This is a genomic window from Candidatus Latescibacter sp. IFSED24 (assembly GCF_058273205.1).
In genome coordinates, this window is record NZ_CM177850.1 from 3,531,637 (window position 1) to 3,551,127 (window position 19,491).

The 19,491-nt window shown below is 67.7% G+C and carries 10 protein-coding genes; 5 read left to right on the plus strand and 5 right to left on the minus strand.

Annotation, left to right across the window (positions count from 1 at the left end; translation table 11 throughout):
- Positions 1–87 precede the first annotated feature (87 nt).
- The 4 genes from IFSED24_RS14360 (at position 88) to IFSED24_RS14375 (ending at position 8,328) form a co-directional block, all read left to right on the plus strand.
- Complete coding sequence (locus tag IFSED24_RS14360) at positions 88–1,110, plus strand: FlgD immunoglobulin-like domain containing protein (protein ID WP_491332162.1); 1,023 nt, start codon at positions 88–90, stop codon at positions 1,108–1,110.
- Between the two features lie 189 nt (positions 1,111–1,299).
- A complete protein-coding gene (locus IFSED24_RS14365) occupies positions 1,300–3,174 on the plus strand; it encodes a T9SS type A sorting domain-containing protein (RefSeq protein ID WP_491332163.1) in 1,875 nt (624 codons plus the stop codon).
- Positions 3,175–3,394: 220 nt separating this feature from the next.
- Positions 3,395–5,893 carry a radical SAM protein gene (locus tag IFSED24_RS14370; protein ID WP_491332164.1) on the plus strand — a complete coding sequence of 833 codons (2,499 nt, stop codon included), beginning with the start codon at positions 3,395–3,397 and terminating at the stop codon, positions 5,891–5,893.
- Positions 5,894–6,003: 110 nt separating this feature from the next.
- Positions 6,004–8,328 (plus strand): Kelch repeat-containing protein, encoded by a 2,325-nt coding sequence (locus tag IFSED24_RS14375; RefSeq protein WP_491332165.1) that lies wholly within the window; start codon positions 6,004–6,006, stop codon positions 8,326–8,328.
- An 87-nt stretch (positions 8,329–8,415) separates the two neighbouring features.
- On the opposite strand, the gene IFSED24_RS14380 is transcribed toward IFSED24_RS14375, so the two are convergent.
- Positions 8,416–10,215: a glycoside hydrolase family 2 TIM barrel-domain containing protein gene (locus tag IFSED24_RS14380; protein ID WP_491332166.1), complete on the minus strand. Its 1,800-nt coding sequence runs from the start codon at positions 10,213–10,215 to the stop codon at positions 8,416–8,418.
- A 145-nt stretch (positions 10,216–10,360) separates the two neighbouring features.
- Positions 10,361–11,974 (minus strand): FlgD immunoglobulin-like domain containing protein, encoded by a 1,614-nt coding sequence (locus tag IFSED24_RS14385; RefSeq protein WP_491332167.1) that lies wholly within the window; start codon positions 11,972–11,974, stop codon positions 10,361–10,363.
- A 498-nt stretch (positions 11,975–12,472) separates the two neighbouring features.
- On the opposite strand from IFSED24_RS14385, the gene IFSED24_RS14390 reads away from it, so the two are divergent.
- Positions 12,473–15,832, plus strand: a complete 3,360-nt coding sequence (locus IFSED24_RS14390) for a glycosidase (protein ID WP_491332168.1) — start codon at positions 12,473–12,475, stop codon at positions 15,830–15,832.
- Positions 15,833–15,889: 57 nt separating this feature from the next.
- Here the strand turns inward: IFSED24_RS14390 and IFSED24_RS14395 are convergent, their stop codons facing one another.
- The 3 genes from IFSED24_RS14395 to IFSED24_RS14405 form a co-directional block, all read right to left on the minus strand.
- Positions 15,890–17,242, minus strand: coding sequence for an MFS transporter (locus tag IFSED24_RS14395; protein ID WP_491332169.1), 1,353 nt, complete (start codon positions 17,240–17,242; stop codon positions 15,890–15,892).
- Between the two features lie 90 nt (positions 17,243–17,332).
- A complete protein-coding gene (locus IFSED24_RS14400) occupies positions 17,333–18,184 on the minus strand; it encodes a glycoside hydrolase family 16 protein (protein ID WP_491332170.1) in 852 nt (283 codons plus the stop codon).
- Complete coding sequence (locus tag IFSED24_RS14405; protein ID WP_491332171.1) at positions 18,181–19,452, minus strand: ROK family protein; 1,272 nt, start codon at positions 19,450–19,452, stop codon at positions 18,181–18,183. Before IFSED24_RS14405 ends, IFSED24_RS14400 begins: the two co-directional genes overlap by 4 nt.
- Positions 19,453–19,491: the final 39 nt, after the last annotated feature.

Below are 19,491 nucleotides of genomic sequence, written 5' to 3' on the forward strand. Positions count from 1 at the left end.
GCACTTATCAAGGATGAGATTCCGGTCCACGCCTTGCCAGATTGCTGTCGGTTCTTCCCGATCTCACTCTTGCCTGGGGGTCCTACCATGGTCACAAGATCATTTCGCCTTCGCCTGCTCCTGACGGCCGCCGCGCTGGTCGCGTCGCTGGGAGCGGCCCACGCCGCCTTCGTCCCGGTCGACGACTTCGAGAACCTCGCCCTGGGGCCCATCGACGGACTGAACGACTGGCGCGCCCCGAGCATCGATTCCACCGTCGCCCTCGATCCCGCGGATCCCGACAACCACGTCCTCTCGGTGGTCACCAACTCCACGTTCCTCCACCACCCGGCGTTCATCGCCGACGGCACGGTCCGTATGCTCTTCCTGCGGTTCCGCTACGAGGAGCAGCTCAACTTCTCGTTCGGGATGTCCGGCTCCACGTATCCGACCCAGTTCGGGGATTTCGATGCGGAACTGAGCATGACCAACGCCACGAACGAGCTGCGCATCAACAACGACGGCCAGTACGAAGTCCTGACATTGCTGGCACCGCAAACCTGGTACAACTGCTGGCTCCTGATCGACGACGCGAACGACGGCACCACGATCTGGCTGCACGACCGCGACGGCGATCCGGCCACGGCCGCCGACCAGCTCGCCAGCGACGCCGAGACCTTCTTCGCCTTCCGCGACCGCTCGTCCGGCGACCTGCGCACCTTCTTCATCAAGACTGGCGGCGGCAACGGCCAGATCGGTCCGCTGCTGATCGACGACATCCAGCTCGAGGACACCGGCGCGGTCAACCTCGACAACCCCACCGCCGTGGTCTCGGCGGTCGGAACCACGCCGGCCGTGATCGCGGCGCTGGACGCGTATCCCAACCCGTTCAACCCGCAGACGCAGATCTGCTGCTCCCTGACCGAGCCCCGGCACCTCACGCTGACCATCCACGACCTCGCCGGCCGGGTGGTGGCGGTCCTGGTCGACGGCGATTGCGCAGCAGGGCCGCATTCCTGGACCTGGTGCGGGCAGGATGCAGGTGGGTCGCCGGTACCGTCGGGCACCTATGTCGCGCGCCTGGCAGCTCCCTCGACGGTGCAGGCGATCAAGCTGACCCTCGTGCAATGATGGAGCCGCCTGGACGTTCTCGAGATTATCGCTGGATCGAGTGAACGATAATGAATGCGCATTAACATGAACCTTTTATCATATGGGCGGCATGGATCGTACGGTCCCGGCCGCCCGGGCCACCATCCGCAACTGGTGAAGCCGAAGCGTCGTCTCGCACACCCCACCCCGAAGGATGGTCTGATCGCCATGAGTCGTTACCGGTGCCTGTCCGCCCTTTTGACCATCCTGCTCCCCGTGGCCGCGAGCCTCGCCAGCGAGCCGCTCCCCACCTCTTACTCCGAGCATTTCGCGGGCGCGGGGGTGTGCGCCGCCTGCCACACAGGCAGCGGCACGATCATGATCGAGGACGGGGTGGACATCTCCCCGACCAGCCAGTGGCGGTCGACCATGATGGCCAACGCCGCCAAGGATCCGCTCTGGCGGGCGACCGTCTCGGCGGAAGTGGCGGCCCACCCGCAGCTCCAGTCGGTGATCGAGGACAAGTGCACGGGGTGCCATGCGCCCCTGGGTCACGCCGAGGCCGAGCTGGCCGGCGAACTGCCCTATTCGGTGGCGGAGATGACGGCGGACGAGCTCGCCCTCGACGGGGTCAGCTGCACCCTGTGCCACCAGGTCCGGGGCGACAACTTCGGCCAGGAGGAGAGCTTCTCCGGCGGCTACGAGGTGAACGAGGACCATCTCATGTACGGCCCCTACGCCGATCCGCTCACCGGCCCCATGGTCAACATCACCGGCTTTCTGCCCGTGGGTGGCGCCCACCTGGCCGAGTCGGGCCTGTGTGGCACCTGCCACAACCTCTTCACCCCTTACGTCGACGACGACGGCAACGTGGCCGGCGAATTTCCCGAGCAGCTCGCCTACACCGAATGGGTCGCCAGCGATCATGCCGCGGCGGGCACCACCTGCCAGGAGTGCCACATGCCGCGGTCGCAAGACCCGGTGGACATCTCCACCATGCCGCCCTGGCACACGGTGGAGCGCGAGCCCTACTGGACCCACGATTTGGTGGGCGGCAACGCCTACATGCTGGGCATCCTCCGCGACAACGCCGACGCCATCGGCGTGACGGCCGAGTCCGAGCACCTCGACGCGACCATCGAGCACACGCTGGTCAACCTGCGTGAGCGCACCGTCGAGCTGGCCACCGACGTCGAACTGGTCGATGGCCACACCGAGGTGGCGGTGACCCTGCGCAACTTGACGGGCCACAAGCTGCCCACGGGGATTCCCCTGCGCCGGGTGTGGGTGCACCTCACGGCCTACGATGAGGCCGGCGCGGTGGTCTTCGATTCGGGGGCGTGGGATGCCGAGGGGCGGATCGCGGGCGTGGACGAATCCTTCGAGCCCCACCACGAACTGATCACCGAGCCCGGGCAGGTGCAGGTCTACGAGGGCATCATGCACGACGTCAACGACGAGGCGACCTACACCCTGCTGCGGGCCGCCGGGTTCCTGAAGGACAACCGGCTGCCGGCGGCCGGCACGACCAGCGCGGATCCTGAGTGGGCGCTGATCGCCACCGTGGGCGCCGCTACCGAGGACGACGATTTCAACCGCACCGACGGCCAGGAAGGCTCGGGCGCCGACGTGATCCGCTACCGGATCCCGGCGGCCGCGCGCGTCGAGGTCGAGGTGTGTTTCCAGAGCGTCAATCCGGCCTTCGTCGACCACCTCGCGGGATTCGACACGCCGGAGGTGGCGACCTTCCTCGAGTACCACGCCGCCAGCTCGAACGAACCCGTGGTCCTGGCCAGCGAAACGGTGGACGTCGTCGTCACGGGCGTGGAGGTGCCGACCCCGGACATCCGCCTGCTGCCGGCCAGCCCCAACCCCTTCAATCCCAGCACCGAGATCAGCTTCACCCTCGGTGCCGAGAGGCGCGTGCGGCTGTCCGTCCATGATCTCCAGGGGCGGGAACTCGCCGAGCTCGTCGACGGCACCAGGACCGCGGGCGTGCACCACCTGACCTGGCGGCCCCGGGGACTGGCGTCGGGCACCTACCTGGTGCGGCTGGCGGCCGGATCCGAGGTACAGACGCAGAAGCTGCTGCTCGTGCAGTGAGCAGGAGGCCGATCCGCCAGGGACGGGTCGGCCACCGCCTGGATCCGAGGCGAGAGGATCCGCAAGCGGCGGCGCTCCTGGTCAGTCGACCGCTCTTCTGGTAAGGTGCCAACGATGGCCACGTCTGTTCATGCTACTCGCCGTCTCGCAGGAGACGGCTCCGCAAAGGAGTTGCCATTCTCGAGCATCCTGGTTCGCGCGAGTGAAAGCGAGAGAAGACATGCATTCCGAAACCGGCATCTGGTCGGGCAGTCACACGGCACCGTTCTCGCTTGGTGAACTCGACATCAGTCTGGTGCAGGATCGCCTGGTCGACTTCCTCGACCGCTACGGCGTGGCGACCGTCGTCGGACCGCGGCTGGCCGCCGTGCTGGGCGAGGGAGACGGTGAGGAACGCCTGGCGCGGCTGATCGCGGCCTGCGGCTTCGAGGACCAGGCCGAGGCGTTCATCCGGACGGTCCTGGACGCCTTGAGCCAGGCGTCGCCCCGATCGGTTGCGCAGGTACGCTGCGGGGATCTAGAACTGCCCCGGGAACTCCTGCTCATGTTCCTGGAAGAGATGATGCCGGGCAACGGCTTCGTCAGCGTGGTCGAGCTGGAGCAGTACGAGGCGCTGTGCAACGTCGAGGTTCCCGCGGACGAACGCGACGGCATCCGGCGGGTGCTTCGCGATTACCCGGTGCGGCTCTCGCACCACACGCTGCGGCAGGTCCGGCTCTCCGAGGGCATCGGCTACCAGTACCTCCCCTTCGGCGACGAGCTCTCGGACGAGGGCCAGGTCCACACGTGGATCGGCCAGTTCCACCAGGGCGTGGTCGAGCAGATGTACGACAACCGGGTGATCCTGGTGCTCCACATGAGCTGTCCGGTCTATTGCCGCTTCTGCTTCCGCAAGCACAAGGAATGCCGGGAGCAGCCGCCCCCGACGGTGGCGGACGTGGACGCGGCGCTGGAATACCTCGGGAAAAACGACCACATCCGGGAGGTCGTGCTCACCGGCGGCGAGCCGCTGATGAACCGGAAGACGGTGGAGCAGGCCATCTACGGGCTGGCACGGATCCCCCACATCGAGACCGTGCGCCTCGCGGCCCGCACCATCTCCTACCATCCCCAGATGCTGCGCTCTCACGACGGGTTCTGGCTGCGTTTCCTGATCAAGGCGCGCGAGGATCTGGCGGCGGTGGGCAAGCATCTCGAGGTCGCCGGGCACTTCATCCATCCGGACGAGGCCTCGGTCGCGTCGCTGGAGATCATCGCCGAGCTGGCGCGCAACGGCATTCCGGTCTACGTCCAGACGCCCTTCCTCGCCGGCTGCAACGACGACGGCGAGACGCTGGCCCGGCTCTTCCACGAACTGCGGCTGCGGGGCGCCGAGATGCACTACATCTTCTTCCCCTGCAGCGCGATCAAGGGCAACCGCCGCTACTGGAGCCCGATCTCGACGGCGTTGCGGGCGGCGAACGACCTGCGGGCCCGGCTCTCGGACCGCGCGATCCCCCACATGACGACGGCGACGCGGATCGGGAAGATCGACTGGTTCACCAGCGGCTGGGCGGTGGAGCGCGACGAGGCCGACCCGGACTTCCTCTGGATCCGGACCCCGTACACCCGCCAGTACTTCAGCCAGTTCGCCGGCGACCTGGAGATCGACGGCGTGCGCGAGAACGCCGACGGCATGCTGGAAGCGCGCTTCATGGCCGACATCGGCGACGAGTCGCTCTTCGTCACCCCCCGCGTCGAATTGCCGGATGTCGACGACCTTGATGACGAGGATCTTCCCTACGACGAGGAGCAGATCGCCGAACTCTACGGCTACCTGCCCGACATCGGACCGGACATCGTGGCCAGCGGCTGCGAGAAGCTCTGCCGCGTGCATCGCACCCGCGTCGAGGTGCGGGCCGACTGCGACGAGCGCCAGCTCGAGCAGATCGTCCAATATGTGGCGTCACGACCCGAGATCACGGACGCCGTGCTGCGCACGGACACGGACCTGCCCGACTCGCTGGACGAGGTCGAGCGCGTGGTGCACGCCCTGCGGGACGGATCGAACGTGCGATCCTTCCGGATGCGCAGCCGCGTCTTCCACGACGAGCCGCTGCTCTACGACGCCTCGGTGGTGGAACGCTACACGGCGCTGCAGCAACTCGAGGTCGCCGACCCCGTGCGCTTCGAGCTGGAGACACTGGTCCTGAGTGCGGACCAGCTCCAGGACTCCCACGGCCGGGTCGTCGAGCTCTTCCAGCAGCGCGGCGTCACCGTCTACCTCAACTCCTGCCTGATGCACGATGTCAACGACAGCGCGCTCGCCATGCGGGCGCTCGCCTCCCGCTGCCGCCGTTTCGGTTTCGAGTTCCACCACCTGTACGTCGCCGGCGCGCAGATCCAGCGACGCTGGAACGCCGGGCGACCGGTGGACATCGACACCATCGTCGGCATCGCCACCGAGCTGCGCCGCACCGGCAGCGGCCGCGAGCTGCCGCGCCTGATGATCGCGACCGAGCTGGGGGAAGTGGACTTCGGACCGGGCTGCCACATCCGGCCCGGACCTTCGCGCGGTGTGGCGGAGATCGCCATGTGGCCCTACACGCTGGAGCACTTCCGCTCGCTGGACCCCACGTTCGCGTGGCCCGACGGGGTGCGCGAGGAGGCGGGGCACCCGGTCGTCCTGATGCCGGGGCTGCGTTGCCGGAAAGGCTGGGGGCCGCCGCGACGGCCGTGACGATTGGCGGTGGCTCGGGATCGAGGACGGCGCCGCTCTGGGCTCCCGCCCCCGGATGTGATAAACTCTTCTCAGGAGATTGCAGCCCCACCCAGCCCGAGGAGCCCATCATGCCGGCGACGTCGCCCAACGTCCGCATATTCCCGGCGGCTGGCCTCTTCCTGGCCGCCCTCGTCCTGCTCACCCCGCCGGCGGTCCGCGCCGGAACCTGGCAACAGCTCCCCTCCGCCCCCGAGTGCCCCGGCCACCGCATGGGCCACGTCATGGTCGCCGACCCCATCGGTCAGCGACTGATCATGTGGGCCGGCCAGCACGGCGCGGGCCTCCACGATATGTGGGAGATGCGGCCCGCCGACGAGTTCGTGTGGCGGCCGGTGACGCCACTCGGCGAGGGCCCTCCCATCGGAGCGTCCGGCCAGCGCGCGATCTACGATCCCGAGGACCGGCGTCTGCTCGTGTTCGGCGGCCAGTCCGACGGCTACACCTTCCTGAACGACGTGTGGGAGCTGGACCTGACCACGGAGACCCTGACCTGGTCGCTGCTGGAGGTCGGCGGCACGCCGCCGCCGGGGCGCCAGCGCGCGGCGGTGGCCTACGATACGGTCAACCACCGGATGCTGGTCTACGGCGGCTTCAACGGCGACGTCCTCGGCGACATGTGGGAGATGAACCTGCACGGCGCGCCGATGTGGACCGAGATCGAGAGCGGCGAGCAGTCGCCGGATCCGCGTTTCGATTGCGTCGTGGCGTTCGACCTCGACGCCAAACGCCTGCTGATGATGGGCGGCACCGACGTCAGCCAGGAATACGACGACGTCTGGGCGTTCCAGTGCTCCGGGATCCAGGGCTGGTCCGAGCTGCAGCCGGCGGGCGAGCGGCCGCCCGCCCGCCGGGGCCACGTCGGCTACATCGACCCGGGCAGCCACGACCTGGTGATCCACGGCGGCGAGGGCGAACAGATGTACGGCGACGTCTGGCGGCTGGAGCTGGGCATGGCGCCGGCGTGGTCGGAGGTCACGCCGTCGGGTCAGGCCCCGCGGGAACGCCGGGGGCACACGGCCGTCTACTGGCCCGACTTCGGCGACGCCATCGTGTTCGGCGGCTACATCGACGAGTTGCCGTACTACTTCGGCGACTGCTGGCGCCTCCATCTGGGCACCGACTCCTCCTGGATCCCGATCCCGACGTACGACGGCCGGCGCTACCGCCACGCGGCCGTCTACGATCCGGTGGGCGAGCGCATGCTGGTGGTGGGCGGCACGCGGGTCACCGACGGGTATGGCAACGACGTCTGGCAGCTCACGCTGGGCGAGTCGCCGGCCTGGTCGGTGATCGAGCCGGCCGGCACCTGGCCCACCGATCCCGAGCCGCGCATGGAGCACACGGTCATCCTCGACGAGGCGAACCGGCGGCTCGTCCTCTTCGGCGGCTACAGCGATGGAGCCCTCGCCGACGTGTGGACGCTCTCGCTCGAACCGGTCGTCGAGTGGCGCCCGCTCGAGCCGGACGGGCCGACCCCGCCGGCGCGCGGCGGCCACGCGGCGATCTACGACGCCGCGAACCAGCGCATGGTCGTCTTCGGCGGCTACAGCACGGCCACCGGCACGCTCGCGGACACCTGGACGCTTTCGCTCGACGACACACCCACCTGGCAGGAGCTGGACCTGGACACGGCGCCGCTGCCCCGCGACGGCCACACGGCCATCTACGACCCCGTCCGCCAGCGGATGCTGATGATGATGGGCCTGGACAATGCCTACCACTATCTCGACGACGTGTGGGCACTTTCGCTCGGGGACGTGCCGGCCTGGCAGGAGCTGTGGCTCGGCGGGCCGCAGCCGGTAGCGCGCTGTTCGCACGCCGCAGCGTACGACCCTGTGGTCGACCGGGTGCTCCTGCACGGCGGGAGCCAGGAAGACCCCGGCGAGCTCGGCGACCTGTGGTCACTCGAGCTCGGCGCGACCCCGCACTGGGTCGAGCTCGATCAGGGGGACGTGTATCCGGGGGTGCGACAAAGCCACGTGGCCGTGATGGACCTGGCCGCGGACCGGCTGGTCGTCTTCGGCGGCCGGGGCTCCTGGTGGCCGACGCTCGGCGACGCCTGGGCGTTCGAGGGTATCGTCACCGCCGCGCCGGGCGGCGGGTCGACGACCCAGGCGAGCCTGCTGCTCGGGCCGCCGCATCCCAACCCGCTGGTGGGCCGCACGACCATCGAGTTCGCGCTGCCGGCGGCGGCACCGGTGCGGGTGGAGATCGTGGATCTGGCGGGACGGCGGGTGCGGGTCCTGTGCGACGAGGTGCGGGCGGCCGGGCGGCACGGGGTGGACTGGGATGGGCGGGGGGAGGATGGGCGGCCGGTGGCCAGTGGGGTGTATCTGTTCCGGTTGCGGGCCGGCGAACGGGAAACGGGGGGGCGGATGGTGTTGACGCGCTAGCGCGGGATCACCGGGGCGCGATGAAGGTCCTCACGACGGACTTCAGGTTTCGCTCTGGCTCCCGGTCAGCATCACTGGCAGCATGGCCTATTCGAAGCGGATATCATCCAGGTAGAACGTGATCGTGCGCCCCTGCCCTCCCACCGTCCAGACGAACGGCGTCTTCACCTGCGACAGGTCCTCGCCCCCGAGGTCGATGGTGTAGCGCTTCCACTCGGTCCCCAGCCGGACGTTCTTCTTCTCCGCGTGGACAGTGTCGTGATGGGGCTTGCCCGAGGTCAGCAGGCCGACCCCGAAGTCGATCCGTTCCTTGCCTTCCTCGCCGCGGGCCCAGAAGGTCAGCTTCCTGGCGCCTGTCAGGTCGAAACCGCCCGGCTGGTCACCCCAGTCGTCGGCCGGATGCTGCCAGGCCACCCCCGCCCACATGCCGGGGTGCTCGTAGGTGAACCGGAGGCAGGTCTCGCCGCTGCGGGGCGAGTCGGTGCATCGGTAGTCCATGCTCAACGCGTCGAAGGTGCCGATCCAGCCCGACGGTGCCCACGGGGCGGGCTGCCCGTCGGCGTAGACCGCCAGCGGCATCTTCAGGCGCACCGGCCCGGCCGGGCCGTCCACCTTGAGGGGCACGTTGGCCGTGGCCCCGCCGCCGTGGCCGTCGCTGGCGGTCATGTACAGGCGGTACACGCCGCCGCCGGGCATGACGAGGGTGGCGCCCGCGGGCGAGGACTCGATGATGATGCCGTCCAGTTCGAAGGGAATGGCCTGAGCGTCGCCCCCGGTGACGTATTCCTCCGCCTCGCCGCGGATGGTCCAGGCCACCGCGACCTCGGCGCCCTCCGGATCCACGATCGCCAGGTCGACCCGCACCGTGTCCCCGGGCGCCACCACGTCGGGACCGCGCAGGCCGAAGGACCGGATCTCCGGGCAGCGGTCGGCCGGCGGCCGGCCGCTCCACAGCTCGGTCATGGCGTCGACGGCCGCCAGCTTGTCGCCGCCGGGCAGGAACATGCCGAACCAGGTGGACGTGGCCTCCATCTTGAAGCCCCAGGTGAAGACGAAGGCGCCGAGGCAGAGGTCGCCGGAGTCCAGGCAGCCCCGCTGGTAGGCGTCGCGGTAGACGGCGGCCTTCTGGGTGCTGGTGAGTTCGGGGGGCGCGCCGAAGCTGGTCAGCTCGATCTCCCAGGTCCCCGGCGGCCCGAACTCGGTGATGATGATCGGCTTGGTGCCGCCCGCCGCCCGATAGCGCTGCGGAATGGACGGCATGCCGCCGTAGGAGTTGATGCCCATGATGTCGATGGCCGGACAGAGTCGGTGGACCGCATCCACGCGCCGCCCGCCGATGTCCGCGGTCACCGTCATGGTCGGATGATGCGGATCCAGCGTCTTGATCATGGCGGCCACGGCCTGCACGTGGGACCAGACCGCGGCGTTCCCGGCCTCCCCGAACCCTTCCATCTCGTTGCCGACCCCCCAGACCAGCAGGGCGGGGTGATCCTTGTAGGCCAGCACGTCCCGCCGTACGCGTTCGAACTGCTCGGTCACCTGGTCGACGTCGTTGTAGTCGAAGCCGTGCCGCTCGTGGCCGAGCCAGTGGCCCACGACCACCGTCAGCCCCAGGTCGTGGGCCAGGTCGAGGAGCTCCCCGGTCTCGGGTCCCACGCCCCAGGTGCGGAAGGTGGTGCCGCCGGCCGCGGCCAGCATGTCCTTGGGCCCGTCGCCTCCGGCACCCCTGAGGACATAGGGCTCGCCGTCACGCAACAGCTGCCAGCCGCCGTCGGCGGTGGGCACGACCTCCACGGGAATGGCCGCGGCCCCCGCGACCTGGGCGGCGGCCAGGACGGCCACGACGGCCAGCAGGGTCAAAGAGCAACGCACGCGATCGAGATGCACTTCTCGCCTCCGTCCTGGATCGACCGGGCGTGCCGACGCCGCCGCATTCCGTGCCGCGGCCGGCCACTCCGATCATGACGAAGGGCCCCGGCTGATGCCGGGGCCCGATCTTCAAGATATCGTCAGGAACAGACCCCGTACCATGTCACTTCAGCAGGACCATGCTGCGCGACGTCTGACCCGTCGGGGTCTTCATGACGTAGTGGTACTGGCCGGACGGGGCGGTCGTTCCTCGCTCGGTGCGGCCGTTCCAGGTCACGTGATGATCGCCGGCCGGAAGATCCTCGCTCACGAGATTCGTCACCAGGCGACCAGCCATATCGTAGACCGCCAGGTCCACGCGCATGGCGCGGTCCAGCGAGAACTCGATACGGGTCTGGGGATTGAACGGGTTCGGGTAGTTCTGGCGCAGCGCCGCGTCGAGCACGCTGGAGACGTCGGGCACCCCGACGACATACTCGCTCAGGGCCACGTTGTCGTAGATGACGGTGGAGGGGTCGTAGTCCGTGGCCGTGTTGGAGAAGCCGATCTGGAAGAGCTGGCCCACCAGGCCGGCGTCGATGGTCAGGTTCAGCGAGTAGCTTCCCCAGGTGGTGGTGACGTCGGACATGTCCACGGTGACGAAGTTCGTCACGTTGTTGCCGGCATCGATGGTCTTGATGAAGGCCAGGGCCGTGGTCGGCGGCGTCACGCCCCCGAAAGCCGGCTTCTTGGCCTGGAACTCGAAGACCCAGGTCTTGTCCACGTCGTCGGGGCCGATGGTCTGTTCCTGGAAGACGTTGGCCTCGATGAGGTTGCCCGCCAGGTGCTCGTCGGCGTTCTCGTAGTCGCTGAAGACGGAGAGCTGCTGTTCACCCTGCTCGGCGCCGCCCTCGCCGCTGACGATGGTGCAGAAGGCCGGCGACGACGGGTTGTTGGGGGCCGGGAACGGCCCGTAGCCGTAGAGGTAGTTGCCGGTGCCGGCCTCGAAGACATTGGCGAAGACCAGCCAGCCGTCGTTGCCCAGGGCGTCCGGGTCGGCCATGTTCAGCGCCTCGAAATCCTGGCTGTAGGCCTCGATGCCCTCGGGGGTGCTGCCGCCCTCGGTGCTCAGATCCACGTTGTCGTAGAAGATGCTGGAGCCGTCGTAGTCGGTGCAGGTGTTGGTGAAACCCACCTGGAACAGCTGTCCCACCAGGCCCGCGTCGATGGTCAACTGCAGCGACCAGCCGCCCCAGGCCTCGGGGATGGCGGTCATGTCCTCGTCGACGAGGTTGGTGATGGCGTAGCCGGCGTTGGGGTCGAGCGTCTTGATGAACGCCGCGGCCGTGGAAGGCGGCTCCAGCGCGCCCATCTTGGCCTGGAAGGCGAAGGTGCAGACCTTGCCGACGTCGGCGGCCTCGATGGTGAATTCCTTGTACACGTTGGCCTCGATGAGGTCGCCCGCCAGATGCGCCTCGCTGTTCTCGTAGTCACTGAAGACCGACAGCTGCTGATCGCCCTGCTCGACGCCGCCCTCGCCCGTGACGACGTTGCTGAACGCCGGCGCCGAGGGATCGTTGGGAGCCGGGAACGGCCCGTAGCCGTAAAGGACATCGCCGCTGCCCGATTCGAAGACGGTGGCGTAGATCAGCCAGCCGTCGTTGCCCAGCACGTCCGGATCGGCCGCATCGAGGGACTCGAAATCCTGGGTGAATTCCGGAATCGCGGCGAAGGCCGCGACGGGGATCAGAAAGATCGCCGCCGCGATCGCCACCAGAGCTTTCTCTCGAGTTTTCATCGCTCCAAACCTCTCAGGCCGACATTCCGCCGCTGGCGACGCCCGATGGGTGGCCCGAGCGCCAGTGCAGAGGGCGCCGGCTCGCTGGGACGGGATCGCGATCCCGTCAGGACTCCCCGCCAGCGAAGGATATCACCTCCGTGGTCGGGTCTCGGTTGTCGAGCCTCTGCGTATCGATGACTACTGTGTCCGCACACGGTCCAGCTTACACTATGTTCGGTCTCCGCACAAAGCATTTTTTCGATACGGACGAAATTGTTGATGGGATCGACACCAACGTCATGGCGTCCGCGACATTCTCGATTTCACGCGCATTCCCAACTTGACAGGTTCCGCGGAATCGTTCACTATGTTCGGGTTCCGAACAAAGAACGCGGAGTGGAGCCTGGAACACCTACCCGCTCGGTCCCAACGCGGCTCATCGACTCCATCGATTCCCGGCATCGAGCATGCCCCGTCCTCGACCCAGGTCCGAACCACCGCGTCAAGGAGGATCTCGTGATACCGACAGCGACCGACAACCGCCGCCACTCCAAGCTGATGGCCCTCGGCGCGACCGCGCTCATGTTGTTCACGATGCTGGGATCGCCCCCTCCGGCCCAGGCCGCCGGCTCCGACCGCGTGGAACAGGTCTCCGTGCTGAAGGATGCCCGTGGCATGAAGCTCCAGGTCGACGGCCGCGACTTCATGGTCTTCGGCATGAACTGGGGTTACATGCCCATCGGCGAGAACTACTCCTACGATTTCTGGGGGAAGCCCGACGACTTCATCGAGTCCGTGCTGGCGACGGAGATGCCCATGCTGCAGAACATGGGCGTCAACAGCATCCGCCAGTACGTGGGCATCCCGCCGCACTGGGTGGAGTACATCTGGGAGAATTACGGGATCTACACCATCCTCAACCATCCCGTGGCCCGCTGGGGCGCCAGCATCGACGGCGTCTGGGTACCGGTGACCGACTACTCCGACCCCAAGCTGCGCGAGATGGTGAAGGGCGAGATCGCCGCCATGGTCGAGGAGTTCAAGGACACGCCGGGCGTGCTCATGTGGTTGCTCGGCAACGAGAACAACTACGGCCTCTCGTGGAGCTCCTTCGAGATCGAGGCCCTGCCCGATGGCGAGCAGAACGCCACACGGGCCCGCTTCCTCTACTCGCTCATGGGCGAACTGATCGACGAGATTCACGCCCGCGACAGCAAGCGGCCGGTGAGCATGGCCAACGGCGACATCCAGTACCTCGACATCATCGTCGAGGAGTGCCCGAACCTCGATATCTTCGGCACCAACCAGTACCGGGGCATCTCGGTGGGCGACATGAACCAGCGGGTCAAGGACGCCATGGACATCCCGCTGTGCTACACCGAGTTCGGTTCCGACGCCTTCAACGCCCGCACCATGAGCGAGGACCAGGCCATGCAGGCCCGCTACCTCATCGGGCAGTGGCGGGAGATCTACGAACGCTCCTACGGCAAGGGGCTCGAGGGCAACCACGTCGGCGGCATGATCTTCCAGTGGGCCGACGGCTGGTGGAAGTTCCGCCAGGAGGAGCGCCTCGACATCCACGACACCAATGCGTCCTGGCCCAACGGCGCCTACGTCGAGGACTATGTCGACGGCGAGAACAACATGAACGAGGAGTGGTGGGGCATCTGCGCCAAGGGTCCCACCAACGCCCATGGCTTCTTCGAGCTCTATCCACGCGCGGCGTACTACGCCCTGGCGGAGGCTTTCAAGCTCGACCCCTACGCCCCCGGCACCGATCTGGCGACGATCAGTGCGCACTTCGACACCATCACCCCGAGCCGGAGCCTGCTCGAGGCCCGCGGCGACAAGGCCGCGCGCGAGGCCTCGGTCATGGATAAGGTGCGCATCTCCGGCGTACGCATGGAGTTCGAGACCTACAGCACCGGCGGCACCGTCACCACGACGCCCGAGTTCCCCGCCCTGCCCCTCGGAGACTACCCCTCGTTCATGGGCTTCGACCACATGCAGTCGTTCTACATCGACGCGGAAGCCAAGCCCGCCGACAACGTCATCGCCAACGTGTCGGTGAACATCCTGGGCAACGTGCCCGGCAACCCCGTCGACGAGATCTTCTACGAGAACCGCGGCCGCCCGAGCGTCATGCTGAGGAACGGACTGGCGAATCCCCCGGGCAGCGGCAACTGGTACGAGGCGGACGCGTTCCTCGTAGAGGACATCGAACGCGTCAAGGTCTACCAGGCCTCGCTGAGCTGGGACGACAAGTGGTTCGAGATGAACGCCTTCTACCGGACCGGCCACCTGCACTGGGGCTTCGAGGGTGACTTCTTCGGGCTCTACCGCAACGCCTACTACGGCGAGAACATCGACATCTACAACGGCATGGCGCCGATCGGTGCCGAGGTGGCCTTCAAGCACGACCTGAGCGGACTGAAGGCCGCCTTCGGCCCGCAGCTCTGGTGGGGCGCCAACCCGGCCATCTTCCTCAAGTACCAGCGCGACGTCGGTCGCTTCGCCCTCGCCGGCATCTTCCAGGAAGACATCGCCGCCGGCGACGCCTCGGTCACGTCGAGCGTCCAGCCGGTGGAGCAAACCCGCAAGGCCTCGCTGCAGGCGGCCACCCGCTACGGCGACTGGGCCTTCGAGGGCGGCGCGCTATGGTCCGGGTCGCCCAAGGTCGACGACGTCTTCAATCTCTACGACCCGTCGGATCCCGATGCCCCGGTCAAGGAGGACCAGATCAAGAACGAGGACACCTGGGGCTTCAAGGGCAAGGTCTCCCTGGAGAAGGGCGCCTTCCGCTGGTACGGCCAGGGCGCCTACATGGGCCTGGTGGCCGACGCCGGCCCCACCGAGACCATCACCTTCACCGGCTGGAAGCTGAAGGACTCGGGCCTGGGCAACCAGAAGAACGTGCTTACCGGCTTCACCTACAACACGGGCGACTGGCAGATCGGACCCAACTTCCTGTACCAGAAGCCCAACGTGGGTCCGATCCCCGCCGCGCCGGCAGATCAGGACCGGTCGGAACTCCTGGTGGGCCGGAACCTGCTCTACAACCCGGTGACCGGCAAGACCACCGACCCCTTCGCCGTGCTCGAGAACCGCGAGATGACGGCCTTCGAGGTCCTTTTGACCTACGACCCGGATCCGACCACCTGGTTCTACGCCTGGGACAACGAGAAGCGCGAGGGCGCCCCCTGGGCCTTCAACCTGGGCTTCGTCTACAAGAACATGCCCACCACCCGCGATGCACGGGTCTTCTACGACACCGACGGCATCACCCAGTTCGCCTTCCCGGGCGCGGCGCCCGGTCATGTCGAATGGGAGATCCATTCGCGCATCGCGGCCAAGCTGGGCCAGAGAACACGGCTGATCGCCAACCTCTACGCCGGCGAAGCAGAACCCAACGGCTGGACTTTCGAGGCCACCGACGTGGACACGCTCGACGGCAGCCAGGACGCCGTCAACAGCCGTTTCCTGCAGACCAACCTCAACCGCATCATCCACCGCTATGGCGCCGACGTCCGGCTGATCCACAACTCGTGGTCGCTCATGGGCATGGTCAAGATCAACGACTGGGGCGTCTACGACTACCACCGCGACTGGAACTACACCTTCCCGCTGCAGCTGGTGGCCGACGTGTCCTGGTCGCTGGGTGATCCGCAGCACTTCGGGCTGCCGGAAACCAAGATCGGCATGCGGTTCCTGTACCGGACCCTCGATCAGTCCTCCAACCGCTATCGTCTGCCCTACGGTCTGGACGAGGATGACGAGCCAGCCTACACGAGCTGGGACGATCTCCAGAACGACATCAGCAAGCAGGGTGACGGTACCGAGTGGGAGGTGCGCACGTACCTGCATCTGTCGATCTGATCCACGGTCGGATGTTCGACGGAGCAAGGCCGGCCCGGCGCGACCCGGGCCGGCCTTCTACTGGGCGTCGACCTTGCGGTCGGCGAGCTCGTCCGCGATGCGCTTCATTTGAGCGTCGTCCAGCCCGTACGCCAGCGCCGCCAGGGCCGCCACGGCGGCGGCGGCGGCCGGGATGAAGCTCATCATCAGCCGGATCCCGCGCAGCGTCTCTGGCGACTGCTCGGCGTTGGCCACGAAGCCGAACCCCGCCAGCAGCCAGCCCGCCGCGCCGCCGCCCAGGGCGATGCCGAACTTCTGGGCGAAGGTCGCCGCTGAGAACACCAGACCGGTGGCCCGCCGGCCGTTCTGCCACTCCGAGTAGTCGGCGGTGTCGGCGTACATGGCCCAGATCAGCGGGGCCTGCGGCGCCATCACCAGCATGGTGACGATGTTCAGGGCGAAGATGAGCACGGTCTGGTCGGTGGGCACGAAGTAGAAGACGCCGGTCAGGATGCTGCTGAGCCCCATCACGGCGATGTACAGGCGCGTCTTGCCGAGCCGGCGGGCGAGGAACTGGGTCGCGGCCACGCCGAGGATCACCGCCACGGTGCCGGTGACCATGAACAACGACGCCTGACCCTCGTCGCCCACGCAGTACTTGAAAAAGTACACGGTCGAGCCGCTGCGGATGATCGCGTAGGCGAGCGACGAGATGCTCATCACCAGCAGGATCATCCAGGGGCGGTTGCGGGTCAGGTCGCGCAGGTCGCTCTTCAGCGAGGTCTGCTGGCTCGCGGGCGGCTGCACGCGTTCGCGCGTGGTGGCGAAGGTCACGTAGAAGAGGATCGCCGCCAGCACCCCGAACACGGCCATGGCCAGCGGGAATCCCGCCGCCTGGTCGCCGCCGCCGAACAGCCGGACCAGCGGCAGCGTGAGCCCCTGCACCAGGAACGCGCCCACGAAGGCCAGCACGAAGCGATAGGTGGAGACGCTGGTGCGCTCCAGGGTGTCGGGCGACAGCACGCCCATCAGCGCCGAGTAGGGGATGTTGATGGCGGTGTAGGCCATCATCATGAGCGTGTAGGTGATGTAGGCATAGACGATCTTGCCCCCGACGCTCAGGTCCGGGGTGTAGAAGGTCGCCACGCCGATCACACCGATGGGGATGGAGATCCACACCAGGTAGGGACGGAACTTGCCCCAGCGCGTGCGGGTGCGGTCGGCGATGATCCCCATCAGGGGGTCGTTCACCGCGTCCCAGAAGCGCGAGAGCATGAGCATGGTGCCGGCCGCAGCGGCCGGAATGCCGAACACGTCGGTGTAGAAGAACAGCAGGTAGATGATGAACATCTGGAAGTAGAGATTGGAGGCCGTGTCTCCCAGCCCGTAGCCGATCTTCTCCTTGATCGAGATCCGGTGCGCGTCCGGCATGGTCACCTCCACGAAGGCCGGCAAGGGAAACGGCGCCGATCACCGGCGCCGTCGTCAGGATCGGATTCGCGGCCGCGGGCGGCCCGCGGATCAGTTGGCTTCGTACACCTTCACGTAATCGACGAGCATGGTCTGGGGGAAGACCGTGCTCGCATCCGGGGAACCCACGTAGGTCCCGCCGACCGCCACGTTCAGGATGATGAAGAAGGTCTCGTCGAAGACCCATTCCGCGCCGCCGGGCAGGTCGCCCGGAGTCACGGTCATGTAGGTGACGCCGTCGACCTGCCACGAGATCGAGCTGGGCGTCCACTCCACGGCGAAGATATGGAAACCCTCGTCGAAGCCCGCCCCCGGCAGGGTGTAGCTGCCGGACAGCGCGGCCCCGCCCGAGTAGCCAGGCCCGTGCAGCGCCCCGTTCGCTCGGTTGGTCTCCTGGCCGCGATATTCCATGATGTCGATCTCGCCGCACTGGGGCCAGCCCACGTCCGTGATGGCGTCGCCCAGCAGCCAGAAGGCCGGCCAGATACCCTGTCCGATCGGCAGCCGGATCCGGGCTTCGAAGCGCCCCTGAGCCTGCGAGAACAGGCCCTGGGTCTTGATGCGGGCCGAGGTGTAGTCGAACCCGTTGTAGGACTCCTCGCGGGCGATGATGCGCAGGTTGCCGCCGCCATCGAGCGAGACGTTCTCCGGACGCGCGGTGTCGTACTCCAGCTGCGCGTTGCCCCAGCCGTTGTCGCCGTTGCCCACGTCGTAGGTCCAGCGAGTGGGATCGGGGCTCTGGTCCGCGTCGCCTTCGAAGTCGTCCTCCCAGACCAGGGTGTACTCGATGGTGCCGTCGTCTTCCCGCGGGACGTCATGGACGTCGGGGTCGTAGGGCTCCGAGGCACAGCCGGCGAGGATCAAGACCAGGACGAGGAGGCCGGAAATACGAAGGTCTTTCATGCGCCCATACTCCTGCTAGATTTTGGGGACCGATGGGAAACGGCGGGGAAACGCTGGCAGTCTGCCAGGGCCGCTTCCAGGATCAGGGTGGCGGCTCCGACGGCGATCGCCTGCAGGCCCAGTCCGCTGGTCCGGATCTCGACCGCTTTCATCGAGGTCACCAGCGTGCGCTGCTGGATCGTGGCCTCGAGCGGGTCGACCAGCAGCCTGCCCAGCCGCGCCAGATCACCACCCACCACCACCAGCGACGGATTCAGGACGTTCAGCAGGCCGGCCACGGCGATGCCGAGGTTCTCGGCGGCCTCCCGGACCACCGTCAGGGCCAAGGGATCGCCGGCCAGGGCGGCCTGCAACAAGCCGCTCATGGCCAGTCGCCCGCCATGAGCCGGATGGTCGGGCTGGTCGGCGGCGAGCTCGGCGGCCCGCTGCAACAGCGCCTCGGCGCCCACCATGGTGGCCAGGCAACCACGCAGCCCGCAGACACAGGTCTTGCCCCGCGGGTCGATGGCGACGTGACCGATCTCGCCGGCCACCCCGGTGGCGCCGCGGTAGATCTCGCCGTCCAGCACGTAGCCAGCGCCGATGCCGGTGGCCAGCTTGATGTAGACGAAGTTGTCGACCTCGCGGCCCTCGCCCCACCAGCGCTCGGCCAGCGCGCCCAGATTGGCGTCGTTGTCCACCATCAGGGGCACGCCGAAGGAATCGGCCAGGGCCTGCAGACCCAGATCGCCTCCCCAGGCCGGCATGACCACCCGGTCCAGGTGGTAGGGATCGGAGGGATGCACGGGGCTGGGCGCGGCCACGCCGATTCCGGCCAGGGGGATGCCGCCGGCCACGATCGGATCGAGGCTCTGGGTGCAGAGTTCGGTGATGACCCCCCGCGCGCCCCGGGGATCATCACGGACCGGATGGGGCCGGCAGGCCCAGTTGATGACACGCCCACGCAGGTCGGTGAGAGCCACGCACACGTGGTTGGCCCCCATCTCCACGCCGAGCACAACGTACGCGTCGTCCTGGAACTCGAGCACGATCGGGCGGCGCCCCCCGCGGGACGGGCCGGCGCCGGTCTCTGCGATCAGGCCGGTGGGCAAAAGTTCGCCCACGATCTCCGAGACCGTCGACCGCGACAGGCCCGCCATCCGCGCGATCTCCGCGCGCGAGATGCGGCGCTCCTGCCAGATCAACCGCAGCACGGCGCCGGCGAGCGGACGAGGCTGGTCGGGATCCACCCGGCGCTCGCCCTTGCGCGTCCAGTCCATGTTCGGCATCTGCGGTCTCCTCGCTGTGGTCCGCCGATCGCGGCGAAT